The 12,082-nt window shown below is 73.5% G+C and carries 10 protein-coding genes and 1 riboswitch; of the genes, 5 read left to right on the top strand and 5 right to left on the bottom strand.

Annotated elements, in window-relative coordinates:
• Window positions 1-27 precede the first annotated feature (27 nt).
• From AC3ET3_RS03575 to AC3ET3_RS03560, 4 genes are all read right to left on the bottom strand, one after another.
• Entirely contained in the window at window positions 28-1,995 is a 1,968-nt protein-coding gene (locus AC3ET3_RS03575; protein WP_432155484.1) for a hypothetical protein, read from the bottom strand.
• Window positions 1,996-1,999: 4 nt separating this feature from the next.
• On the bottom strand, window positions 2,000-2,755 hold the full coding sequence (locus tag AC3ET3_RS03570; RefSeq protein WP_432134410.1) for a polysaccharide deacetylase family protein: 756 nt from the start codon (window positions 2,753-2,755) through the stop codon (window positions 2,000-2,002).
• A 160-nt stretch (window positions 2,756-2,915) separates the two neighbouring features.
• On the bottom strand, window positions 2,916-4,205 hold the full coding sequence (locus tag AC3ET3_RS03565; RefSeq protein ID WP_435611601.1) for a glycosyltransferase family 2 protein: 1,290 nt from the start codon (window positions 4,203-4,205) through the stop codon (window positions 2,916-2,918).
• A gap of 28 nt (window positions 4,206-4,233) precedes the next feature.
• Window positions 4,234-5,298, bottom strand: a complete 1,065-nt coding sequence (locus tag AC3ET3_RS03560) for a GNAT family N-acetyltransferase (RefSeq protein ID WP_432155502.1) — start codon at window positions 5,296-5,298, stop codon at window positions 4,234-4,236.
• Between the two features lie 260 nt (window positions 5,299-5,558).
• Here AC3ET3_RS03560 and AC3ET3_RS03555 point away from each other — a divergent pair, with 260 nt between their 5' ends.
• A complete protein-coding gene (locus AC3ET3_RS03555) occupies window positions 5,559-6,401 on the top strand; it encodes an HAD family hydrolase (protein WP_432134295.1) in 843 nt (280 codons plus the stop codon).
• 78 nt (window positions 6,402-6,479) lie between these two features.
• On the opposite strand, the gene AC3ET3_RS03550 is transcribed toward AC3ET3_RS03555, so the two are convergent.
• Window positions 6,480-6,986 (bottom strand): transglycosylase SLT domain-containing protein, encoded by a 507-nt coding sequence (locus AC3ET3_RS03550; RefSeq protein ID WP_432134294.1) that lies wholly within the window; start codon window positions 6,984-6,986, stop codon window positions 6,480-6,482.
• A 3-nt stretch (window positions 6,987-6,989) separates the two neighbouring features.
• Window positions 6,990-7,158: riboswitch (cyclic di-AMP (ydaO/yuaA leader) on the bottom strand.
• A 445-nt stretch (window positions 7,159-7,603) separates the two neighbouring features.
• Between AC3ET3_RS03550 and AC3ET3_RS03545 the strand changes: the two genes are divergently transcribed.
• From AC3ET3_RS03545 to AC3ET3_RS03530, 4 genes are all read left to right on the top strand, one after another.
• A complete protein-coding gene (locus tag AC3ET3_RS03545; protein ID WP_432134293.1) occupies window positions 7,604-8,614 on the top strand; it encodes a polyprenyl synthetase family protein in 1,011 nt (336 codons plus the stop codon).
• 247 nt (window positions 8,615-8,861) lie between these two features.
• Window positions 8,862-10,073, top strand: a complete 1,212-nt coding sequence (locus AC3ET3_RS03540) for a LolA family protein (RefSeq protein ID WP_435611600.1) — start codon at window positions 8,862-8,864, stop codon at window positions 10,071-10,073.
• A 20-nt stretch (window positions 10,074-10,093) separates the two neighbouring features.
• Complete coding sequence (locus tag AC3ET3_RS03535; protein ID WP_432134291.1) at window positions 10,094-11,080, top strand: ABC transporter ATP-binding protein; 987 nt, start codon at window positions 10,094-10,096, stop codon at window positions 11,078-11,080.
• Complete coding sequence (locus tag AC3ET3_RS03530) at window positions 11,067-12,074, top strand: ABC transporter permease (protein WP_435611599.1); 1,008 nt, start codon at window positions 11,067-11,069, stop codon at window positions 12,072-12,074. Before AC3ET3_RS03535 ends, AC3ET3_RS03530 begins: the two co-directional genes overlap by 14 nt.
• Window positions 12,075-12,082: the final 8 nt, after the last annotated feature.

Raw genomic sequence — 12,082 nt, 5'->3', positions numbered from 1 at the left:
CGCGTCGCACCCCGCCGGCCGGGGCGTTCACCCGGTGCCCGGTCGGTAAGCGAGGACGATCCCGTACGGATGGCTCTCGACGGTCCGGAAGAGCGGTGAGGCGGTCAGCTTCGCGCGCAGGGTCGCGAACCCGCCCGGCGGCAGCAGGCCCTCGCCGGCGGTGTAGACGTCCTGGGTACGGGTGAGGACGACGTAGGCCCTGGTGCCCGGCGGGATGCCGGCGGCGAGGTAGCGGGCCGGGTCCCGCAGCATCCGCTCGTTCTCCGGCCGTTCCTGTTCGGCGAAGAACCAGTGCTCGACCCGGTCGTAGCGGTGCAGTGCCTGCGGGAAGGAGCCGCTGGCGGCCAGGAGCAGCGAGCCGTCGGGGGCGTTGTCGAGGGCCCGGGTGACCATCGCGGTCTCGGCGGACGGGGTGTAGTACATCTTCTCCTTGCCGTAGTACGACGGCAGGAAGCCGGCCGTCAGCACCAGCAGGACGGCGGGCAGCGCGACCGCCGCCGCCCTGCGCCGCAGGATCTTCGGGCGGCTGCCGTGGCTGCCTCCGGCGGCGGGGACCAGCGCGGCCGCGGCGAAGAAGGCGGCGCCGGGCAGGCCGAACAGGTAGACGCGGAAGAGCATCTCACCGCCGTAGTCGTTGACGGCGAACAGCGGGACCGGGGCGGCGGAGACCAGCAGCAGCGGCAGCGCGCCGCGGGTCAGCCGACGGCGCAGGACGACCGCGGCCCCGGCGAGAGCGGCGACCGCGAGAACCATCGACACATTGGCGGCGCCCGCGAGTTCCGGCCCGGGCCCGGTGAGCTCTCCCGCGTATCCGGCGCGGGAGTTCTGGGTGAGTTCGCCGACGCTTCTGCGGACCGTGGAGAGCGTCTCGACGAACAGGGGCCGCCCCATGGTCAGGTCCCAGGTCAGCATGAGCAGCCCGGTGACGGCCAGCAGCCCGTAGTTGCGGTAGCGGCGGGTGCAGCTCAGTGCCAGCAGACAGACCGTCAGCATCACCGGGGTGAGCTGGTGGGTGGCGTTGACGGCGACGATCAGCGGCGCGAGGACCAGCACCAGCACCGCGCGCTGCCGGGTGTCCGTGGCGGGTGGCACGGGCGCGGCCGCCGGATCGAGGTACCCGCGGTCGCGCAGCCGCCCGGCGGAGCCGGGGCGCACGAAGTGCCGTAGCACCACGGCGAGCACCGTCAGGTGCAGCAGGTAGGCGAGTCCCTGCGGCGCGAAGTAGTCCTGGCCGACCCAGTTGGCGAGCTGGAAGATCCACACGGCCGTCCACACCAGCCGCCAGTCCTCGCAGAAGGTGCGGTAGATCAGCACCAGCACCGGGATCATCAGCAGGCCGAGGACGATGGGCGCCCAGTTGGCGTAGGCGGCGGCACCGGTCACGCCGAAGGCGCGCACCAGGCCGGCGTTGAGGGTGAAGAAGCCGGGCCACTGGTCGTACGCCGACATGTTGCCCGACAGGGCGGCGCCCGGGCGGAGTTCGCCGTTGCGCAGCAGGGTGGCGACGACGGCGTCGTGCTTGGAGGCCCACGGGTAGCGCACCGCGTCGTACAGCACCGCCGGGGGCGCCTTCAGCGCGCACAGCAGCGCTGCGCAGTGCGCGGCCGGCCACCAGGGCGCTGTCCCCGCCCGCCGCAGAGCGACCACGAATCCCGCGGTGAGGATTAGCAGGGAAAGGTAGTAGGCGGCCGGCAGGCGGTCCAGCAGGCCGTAGTCGCCCATGTCGCGGAAGCCGATGCGGGGCAGCGCGTACAGCCACAGCGCCGCGGCCAGGAGCAGGGCGTACAGGCTCGGGCCGGGGGCACGGAGCGGGATGCGCCGGGGCGCGCGGCCGCCGCCGGCGGCCGGTTCCCGCGGCCCCGGTCCGGCCGCCGGGCCGGGGACCGGCGGCACGCCGCTCTCCGTGGTCGCTGCGGGCACCTGTGGCTGCACGCTGGAACTCCCTCCCCGGGACCGAGTACCGGAATTGCCGTCGCCGCTCGTCCGAGAACCCATCGGACTACCCCGCGAAGACGGGGCCGCGGACGGCCGCGCGCGCCCGGCGGTACCACCGCCAGCCGACCGTCCGCCAGCCGTCCCGGTACGGTGCGGTCCGCGCCCCCCGGCCGGCCAGCCAGCCCTCGACGTCGGCGACGGTGTGGCTGCGGCGCACGATGAGCCGTGCGATGCGGTACGCGTCGTCGCGGTCCGAGCTGAGCGCGTGCCGCACGGCCGTCGCCGTCTCGTACCCGGCCGCCGCCGCCATCCGCCGGACCCGGCCGTCGTTGTAGCCGTGCGGGTAGGCGAGGTGGCGTACGGCATGGCCCAGCGCGTCCTCCAAGGCGGCCCGGGAGTCGAGCAGTTCGCGGGCGAGGGCCTTCGGGGCCAGGGTGTCGAGCTGGGCGTGGGTCACGGTGTGGCTGCCGACCTCCATGCCGCTCTGCTCCAGCAGCGCGGCCCGGTCCAGCGTCATCATCGGCGCGGGCGGTAGCAGGCTGTGCCCGCCCGGGGTGACCGCGCCCGTGGTGAGGTACGCCGTCGCGGTGAGCGAGCGGTCGGCCAGGGCCTGGGCGGTCGGCCCGGGCAGGTCGGCGAAGCCGTCGTCGAAGGTGAGCAGCACCGGCCGGGGCGGCAGCGGCGCCCGTCCGGCCAGGTGGTCGGCGAGCGCCCCCACGGTGACGGGCGTACGGCCGCCGGCCACCACGGCGTCCAGATGCGCCGCGAACTGCCGTGGCGTGACCGTGAACTCGGCGATCCAGCCCGGGGGTTCCTCCATCACGGCGTGGTAGAGGAGCACCGGGACACAGGCCCGCCCGTCCGGGGCGCCGGAGCCCACGGACCCCGGCTCCGTCGGGCGGTTCCCCGGCACGGCCCCGAGCCGGGCCGTTGCGCCACCGGCCCGGGCCGTGCTGCCGCCGAGCCGCGCCGTTCTGCCGTCAGAGCCGTTCATCGCCGTCCTGTCCCGTGGTCGCGAAGGCCCGCAGTGCCCGTCGTGCGCGCAGGTAGCCCACCGGGCCGTGGAGCATCCCGCGCCGCTGGAGGCGCGACAGCCGGCGCGGCCAGGGATGGCCGCGGTCGTCGTGGCCGCCGGGCGCCCCGCCCCGCCCCGCGTCCCGCGCGGCCGTCAGCGACCGGGCGTGGGACAGCCCGCGGGGCAGCCGTGCGACGAACGCGGGCAGCAGCGCGGGCCGGTTGACGAGGATCGCGGTGAGGTAGGCGGTCAGCCCGGCGCCGTAGCCGTACGCCTGGGTCTCCAGGTCCCGCCAGGTCTCCCGGTGGTGGTGCCAGACCAGGGCGTACGGCGTGTAGTGCAGCCGGTGCCCCTGGGCGAGGACGCGGACGAAACCGTAGAGGTCGTCGCCGCCGCGCGCCGCCGTGCCCGCGCCGGTCGCCGGGTCGAATCCGCCCACCGCGCGGAGCGCTCCGGTGCGGAAGGCCATGTTGGCGCCGGAGCCGAACCGGCCCGCCGTGAACGGGAACAGCGGCTCGTCGGCGGGCGGCCGCGCCGGGTCGTACGTCCGGGGCGTGAAGCCCTTCGCGAAGCCGCCGTGGCTCTCCAGCAGCACCTGGGCGGGGGTGCGCAGCCGGGCCGGCAGGATCAGGCCGGTCGCGCACCCCAGCCGCGGATCGGCCGCGAAGGGCACGGTCAGTTCGGTGAGCCAGCGCGGGTCGGCGACCACGTCGTCGTCGGTGAAGGCGATCACCTTGCCGCGGGCGGCCGCGACACCCGTGTTGTGGGCGACCGCCAGCCCCGGCACCGGCTCACGCACGTACCGCACCCGCTCGGCGTACTTGCGCTCGACGACGTCCCGGGTGGCGTCCGTGACGGGCGCGTTGTCGACGACGACGATCTCGAAGTCCGGATGGTCCTGGGCGAGCATCGAGTCCAGCGCGTGCGCGAGCCGCCCGGCGCGCTCGCGGGTGGCGATGACGACGGTGGTGTACGGCGGCGGCCCGGGCCGCGGTGCGACGGCGGGCGCGCCCGACCGCCGGGCCGCCGCCCCGAGCACCGCTGTGGGATCACTACCCTGCGGCACCCGGCCCAGGAAGCTGCCGACCGGCCGGCCACCGCGCCTGACCAGGACGAACACCTCGCCATGGGTGACCGGCGCGCTGCCCGGACCCGGTCTGAGCACCCCGTCGTCGAGGTCGAACTCGGCGACCTGGACCGGGTCGATGTCGAGGAACCGCCGGATCTCCTGCCGTGTGCGCGCGGTACGGGACATGCGCCCTCCCCCCCAGAGTTACGGTGTGTCACGGGCGGCGCAGTCGCCCCGTGCCCTTCAGCACCCGCGCGGCCGCCGCCGCCAGCCTCGGCCGGCCGCGCACGAAGTGGTGCGCCCGGCGCGCGGGTTCGCGGCTGAGCCAGTGGAGCGCGGCGCCCACCCCCGGACGCGTCCACGCCCCCTCGTACACGGGGACCTCCCCGGTTCTCAGCGCGTCCTTGTACTCGGCGGCACCCCGCCCCAGGTCGAGCGCGCCGATGCCCTCGGCGGCGGCGGCCTCGGCCATCCGCAGGTGCAGCACCAGCCCCGGCGAGTACTTGGCGAACTCCGTGTCGTACGCGGGGAACCAGCAGGCCAGCATGGTCGAGGAGCGCAGACCGAAGTGGGCGGCGACCGGCCGGCCGGCGGCGTAGAGCACGGACAGGGTGCCGGTGCACTCCGGGGTCCGGGTGCCGGCCAGCGTGTGCACGAGCCGCGTGATCCACTCCTGGGCGAACCGGTCCCGGCGGCCGGTCCGGCGGTACTGGGCGGACTTCCACGCCATGAGTGCGCGCAGCGCGGCCGGATCGCGTTCGTCGAACACGAAGCGCAGGTCGCCGACCTGGCGGCCGAGCCGGCGTTCCTTGGCGAGCGTCGTCCTCAGGAACTTCGGCGACTGCTCGCGCAGCACGGACTCGTAGGCGTCGTAGCCCTTCTCCACGTCGATGACGTACGAGGCGTACTCGGCGGCCGCGTGCGGCACGAACAGCCGTTGTCCCGCCTCCAGGTTGTCGAAGGCGAACGCGGACAGCGAGCAGGCCCGCATCAGTTCGGCGGTGTCCAGGACGAGCCCCGGGTCCAGCACCGCGCCCTGGACGTCGGACACTCCGTGCGCCAGCGCCCGGCCGACGCCGAACGGGCCCCGCTCATGGGGCAGGAAACCGGCCGGCTCCCGCCCCTCGTGGACCACCGCCACCCGGGCCCGCGGTCGCACCCGGCCCACGGCGTCGGTGAACTCCGGTTCCATGAAAGGGTTGCGCGGCGCCGACGAGAGGGCTCGCAGCCCGCGCCACCGTTCCTTTTCCCCCGTGCCGAGTTCGCCCGGCCGCAGCACACGAATGCGCCCACTGTTCAACCTGACCCCCCGATCAAGTCCCCCCTGGACTCTTGGACGGTACCGCCCGAGTCGGTACGTGCGGTAGGTAGCGGAGCATGTTGTTGCCAACCGGTGCAGAACCCGTCAACCGTCCTTTACCCGGCGATGAGCGGAATAGCAGGCGATGGGGGTGGCGTTCACCGGCGCCGGGCGGCGGTGTGCGGGCGATGCCGGGAGACGGCCGCCGGGCGATGGTCCGGTGTCCGTATTCTCTGATCATGCCCGCACCCACCGCATATGCCGACCGCGCTGTGTACCCCGCGTATCCCGGGTACTCCCTCGTCGCCACGGACCTGGACGGAACGCTGCTGCGCGGCGACGACACCTTCTCCGACCGGTCGCTGAACGCGCTCGCGCGGGTCACCGGGGCCGGCGCCCGGCACCTGGTGGTGACCGGCCGGCCCGCGCCGCGGGTACGGCCGCTGCTGGAGAACCTGCGCAGCAGGGGGCTCGCGGTGTGCGGGCAGGGCGCGCAGTTGTACGACGCCGGCGCGGACCGTCTGGTGTGGTCGGTCACCCTGGACCGGGAACTGGCAGAGACCGCGCTCGGCAAGATCGAGGCCGAGGTCGGTTCGGTGTACGCGGCCGTCGACCAGGACGGCGTCGACGGGCTGACGCTGATCGAACCGGGCTACCGGATGCCGCACCCGACGCTGCCGGCGGTGCGGGTGGAGCGGCGCGAGGACCTGTGGGGCGAGCCGATCAGCAAGGTGCTGCTGCGCCACCCCGAGCTGTCGGACGACGAGCTGGCGGCCACGGCGCGCGCGGCGGTGGGCTCGCTGGCCACGGTCACCATGTCGGGGCCGGGTACGGTCGAGCTGCAGCCGTGCGGGGTGACCAAGGCGACCGGTCTCGCGCTGGCCGCCCAGCACCTCGGCATCGGCCCGGCCGAGACGGTGGCGTTCGGCGACATGCCCAACGACATCCCGATGTTCGACTGGGCGGCGCGCGGGGTGGCGATGGCCAACGCCCACCCGGAACTGAAGGCGGTGGCCGACGAGGTCACGCTGTCGAACGAGGACGACGGCGTGGCCGTCGTCCTCGAACGGCTGTTTCCCTGAGGCCCGGTCGGGTCCGGTCCGGCCCGGCCGAGCGGGGCCGGGCCGGACCAGGCATCCGGGGGCTGCTCGGGTGGGTGCTCAGTACGCGCCGAAGACGTTGTCGATCGAGCCGTAGCGGTCGGCCGCGTAGTTGCAGGCGGCGGTGATGTTGGCGACCGGGTCGTACGGGTCGTACGCGGTGCCGGGCACGTGGTACGCCTGGAAGGTCGGGTCGATGACCTGCAGCAGCCCCTTGGAAGGCGTGCCCGCGGCGGCGTTGGAGTCCCAGAGGTTGATCGCGTTCGGGTTGCCGGACGACTCGCGGATGATGTTGCGGTAGATGCCGTCGTAGCTGCCCGGGATGCCGGTCTCGGACATGATCGCCAGGGACTCGCGGATCCAGCCGTCCAGGTTGTTGGGGTACCCGGCGATGGTGGTCGTCGAGGTGGGCGTGGCGGTGGCGGCGCTCGCGGTGGCCGCCCCGAGCAGGGGGAGGGCGAGGACGGCCGCGCCGGCGCCGGCGGCGACGAGGGCACGCAGGCCGCGGGCGGTGCGGGGCCGGGTGGTGCGGCCGGAAGCGGGCAGGGGGGTGCCGTGTGCGGGCATGGGGATGTTCCTCTCCGGCGCCTGCGAGGTGAGCTGTCGGGTTCGGGCGGGGAGGTGCCCGGCCGCGCCCGGTGCGGGCACGGCTTCACCCCGAGCCGGCCGGGTCGCTGCCCGGCGCGGCGGTCTACCTGGGTCCCCCGCTCCTGCCGTACGCGAGTGGTGATCGATGGGTGGGTGCCGGGCGGCGGCAGGATTCGGCGTCCGCTCGACTGGGCGGGAACGTATGCGAGAGCACATGTCGGGAACAAGTGGGGAATTCACATAACGCGCCCATTGGCCGTGCGTGATGCCTATGAGGTGCTTGATCCTTTGCGTTCGCCACGGGTCAACTCGCCTGGGGGGAGCGGGAGAAGGGTGAAGGTGCGGTGGCCGGTCGGCGAGGGCGAGTGAGTCATGTCACCGAGATCCACAATGCATGGTAAATCGGGCAATAGTGGCTATTTCTTCATTAGTCGCCTCGTGGATACTTTCCGGTAAGTCGATAAATGTCCCGTCACGTGAGGCGGTGGGGTCTGATGGTGATCGAAACGTGACCGGATACGCTGACTTGAGTGATGGCAGCGACCTATCGACAAACCGTGAACCGCCGGTAGACACCAGCAGACAGGAGACCCCTCGTGACCGTCGTCGGGCCGTTCGGGCTGAGCGTGCGGGACCAGGCTCTCGAAGCCGATGTCCAGGCTGGATTGGCGGCTGTCGAGGAGGGCCTGCTCGAAGCCACCAAGAGTGAGGTGCCCTTCATCACGGAGGCCGCCCAGCACCTGGTGCGGGCCGGCGGCAAGCGGTTCCGGCCGCTGCTCGTGATGCTCGCGGCGCAGTTCGGTGACCCCTACGCGCCGGGTGTCGTGCCGTCGGCCGTGGTGGTGGAGCTCACCCACCTGGCCACCCTTTACCACGACGACGTCATGGACGAGGCGGAGGTGCGGCGCGGCGTCGACAGCGCGAACACCCGCTGGGGGAACTCCGTCGCCGTCCTCACCGGTGACTTCCTCTTCGCGCGCGCCTCGCAGATCCTCGCCGACCTCGGACCCGAGGCGGTGCGCGTGCAGGCGCTCGCGTTCGAGCGGCTCGTCACCGGGCAGATCCTGGAGACGGCGGGGCCCACGGACGGGCGTGACCCCGTGGAGCACTACCTCGACGTGCTCGGCGGCAAGACCGGGTCGCTGGTCGCGGTGTCGTGCCGGTTCGGCGCGATGATGTCGGGGGCCGACGAGACCGTCGTCGACGTGCTCACCCAGTACGGCGAGCGGCTCGGCGTCGCCTTCCAGCTCGCAGACGACGTGCTCGACATCGCCAGCGACTCCCACGAGTCCGGGAAGACCCCGGGCACCGATCTGCGGGAGGGCATCCCGACCCTGCCCGTGCTGCGGCTGCGGGAACGGGCGGCACGGCTGGGGCTGCCCGAGGACATCGCGCTCTGCGAGCTGCTGGACTCCGACCTCAGCGACGACGCCCGGCACGCGGAGGCGCTGGCCGGGCTGCGCGCCCACCCGGCGCTGGAGCAGGCCCGCCGGGACACCGTGCGCTACGCCCAGGACGCCCGCTCGGCGCTGTCCCCGCTCCCCGACTGCGGCGCCAAGGCGGCCCTGACGGAGCTGTGCGACGCGGTGGTCCACCGAGCGGGCTGACCCGCCGCCCCGGCAGTCGTCGTACGGCGGACTCCCGGCGGCCGTGGTGACGTCGGCGCCGCCCCCGTCCCCTACGGGTCGGGTCCGCCGCCAAGTCGCCCGTGTCATACCGCAGTCGTACGCCGAGTTGGCTCCGCAGGGTGACGTGCGCGGGAGGCGCATGCGGTCAGATGGTGGGTACGGAAAACCACCGCTCCTCACCGTTTCGGGTGAGAATGGCGCCGCCGACTACGGAGGTTAGGCACTCATGGCACCGTACGCATCCGACGACTCCACCAGCACGCGCCGCAAGGCCGTCCGGTACGTCGTCCCGGTCACCGTCGTGGGTGTCGCGGCGGCGACCATCGGGCTCGTCCCGGCGCTCGCCGACTCCGGCGACCCGGACCTGCCCGAGATCACCGCCCAGCAGCTCGTCGAGAAGATCGCCGCGTCGGACGTCGAACGGTTCTCCGGCACCGTGAAGATCACCGCCGACCTGGGGCTGCCCGACTTCGGCGGCCTTGCGGACGGCTTCCTCTCGGCGACCGGAGAACGGGGCGACGGCTCCTCGGCCGACCCCTCGGCCCGCCTCACCGAGCTGGTCACCGGCACGCACACGCTGCGCGTCGCCGCCGACGGCCCCGACCGGCAGCGGCTCTCGCTGCTGGAGAAGGGCGCCGAGTACAGCCTGATCCACAACGGCAAGGACGTCTGGGGCTACGACAGCGCGTCCAACGAGGTCCACCACTCCACCGCCGAGGAGTCCGGGGCGGCGGGCGGGGACCGCGAGCACTCCGCTCCCGTCACGCCGAAGGAACTCGCCGACCAGGCCCTGAAGGCGGTCGACGACACCACCTCCGTCACCGTCGACGGCACCCTGCACGTCGCCGGCCGGGACGCCTACAAGCTGGTCATCCGGCCCAAGGACGACGCCTCCACGGTCGGTGCCGTCACCGTGGCGGTCGACGCGGGCACCGGCACGCCCCTGAAGTTCACCCTGACCCCGGCGAGCGGCGGCGCGGCCGTCGTGGACGCGGGCTTCACCCAGGTGAGCTTCGACAAGCCGGACGCCTCCGCGTTCGACTTCACCCCGCCGAAGGGCGCCAAGGTCACCGAGGCCGACGACGCCGAGTCCGAGGCCGGGGCGAAGGGTCCGGAGGGTTTCGGGCAGGAGTTCCCCGGGCTCGGCGAGACCGACGACGCGAAGGTCCTCGGCGAGGGCTGGGGAGCCATCGCCACCTTCGACTCCGGCGCCGAGGGCCTGGCCGGCCTCCCCTCCGGGGCGGCCGCCGGCGGCGGGGACATGGGCGGCTTCGGCGACTTCCTCGGCTCCTTCGGCGACAAGGTCACCGGGAAGTTCGGCTCCGGTACGGTCTACTCCACCCGCCTCGTCAACGCCCTGGTCACCGACGACGGCAAGGTCTACGTCGGTGCCGTCACCAAGGACGCGCTGGTGAAGGCGGCGGACGGGCAGAAGTAGCCACGGGACGGGAGGGGCCGATGGGCGCGGGACACGGTGACCCGGGGTCACCCGGCGACGGGGGACACCCCGACGACGTCATCCGCACCCGCGGGCTGACCAAGCGCTACCGCGGTGGCCAGCTCGCCGTCGACGCGCTCGACCTCACCGTCCCGCGCGGCAGCGTCTTCGGTTTCCTCGGCCCCAACGGCTCGGGCAAGACCACCACCATCCGCATGCTGATGGGCCTGATCGAGCCGACGTCCGGCTCGGCGTGGGTCCTCGGACAGCCCATGCCGCGCGCCGCCCGCACCGTACTGCCGCACGTCGGTGCCCTCATCGAGGGCCCGGCGCTCTACGGCCACCTCTCCGGCCGGGACAACCTCCACCGCTACGACGCCGCCGACCCGACCGCCGACCCGCGCACCCGGCGCGCCCGGACCGGGGCGGCGCTGGAGCGGGTCGGCCTCACGGCCGCCGCCGGGAAGAAGGCCCGGGCCTACTCGCTGGGCATGAAGCAGCGGCTCGGTCTCGCGGCGGCCCTGCTCCAGCCGCGCCGGCTCCTGGTGCTCGACGAGCCGACCAACGGTCTGGACCCGCAGGGCATGCGGGAGATCCGGGCCCTGGTGCGGGAGCTGGCGTCCGACGGCAGCACCGTCTTCCTCTCCTCCCACCTCCTCGACGAGATCGAGCAGGTCTGCACGCACGCCGCCGTGATGGCCCGCGGCCGGCTGCTCGTCCAGGGAGCGGTGGCCGACCTCGCGGCCCGGGCGCGCGGGCGGCTCGTGGTCACCACCCCGGACACCTCGGACGCGGCCCGGGTCCTCAAGGAGCGGGGGGTGGGGGACGTGGTCGTGGCCCAGGAAGGGCTGCGGGTCACGGGGGACCCGCCCGACGGCGATCCCGCCGAGCTGACCGCCGCTCTGGTGGCGGCCGGGGTGCGGGTGCGTGCGTTCGGGGTGGAACGCGCCTCGCTGGAGGACGCGTTCGTGGCGCTCACGGGGGAGGGGTTCGATGTCGCGGGCTGAGGTGCCCGGCGCCGGGGTGTCCGGTTCGTCGCCGTCGGGTTCGTCGCCGTCCGGTTCGTCATCGTCCGGTCCGGCGCCGTCCGGTCCGTCATCGTCCGGTCCATCGCCGTCCGGTCCGTCGCCGACCGGCGCGGTGATCGTGCGCCCCCGACTCACCTGGTCACTCGGGCTGTTCGTCAGCGAGTTCGTCGTCACCCTGCGCCGCTGGCGCACCGTGGCGCTGCTCGGGGTGCTGGCCGCCGTGCCCGTCCTGGTGGGGATCGCCGTGAGGATCGAGTCGGACGGCGGTGGCGGTGGCGGTGGAGGTGGAGGGGGCGGCGAGGGCCCGGCGTTCATGGCGCAGGTCACCAACAACGGCCTGTTCCTGGTGTTCACCGCGCTCGCCGCGACCCTGCCGTTCTTCCTGCCGATGGCGGTCGGGGTGGTCGCGGGCGACGCGATCGCGGGCGAGGCGAACGCGGGCACTCTGCGCTACCTGCTGGTCGCCCCGGCCGGCCGGACCCGTCTGCTGCTCGCCAAGTTCACCACCGCGGCCGCGTTCTGCCTGGTCGCCACCCTCGTGGTCGCCTGCTCGGCGCTCGCCGTCGGCGCGCTGCTGTTCCCGCTCGGCGATCTCACCACCATCTCGGGCACCCGGATCACGTTCGCCGAGGGACTGCTCAGAGCGCTGCTGATCGCGCTGGTGGTGGCCGCGTCCCTGCTCGGGGTGGCGGCGCTCGGACTGTTCGTCTCCACGCTCACGAACAGCGGCATCGCCGCGATGGCGACCACCGTCGGACTGTTGATCACCGTCCAGATCGTCGACCAGATCCCGCAACTGCACGCGGTCCACCCGTATCTGTTCCCGCACCACTGGCTGTCCTTCGCCGACCTGATGCGCGACCCCGTCTACTGGACCGACCTGCGAGAGAACCTCGGCCTGCAGGCGCTCTACACCGCCTTCTTCGGCTCGGCGGCGTGGGCTCGCTTCACGACGAAGGACATCGGCACCTGATCCGCCCG

This window comes from Streptomyces sp. bgisy159, assembly GCF_057707805.1.
Note: the sequence above shows the minus strand (reverse complement) of the source record. Positions and strands in the feature narration are given on the sequence as shown.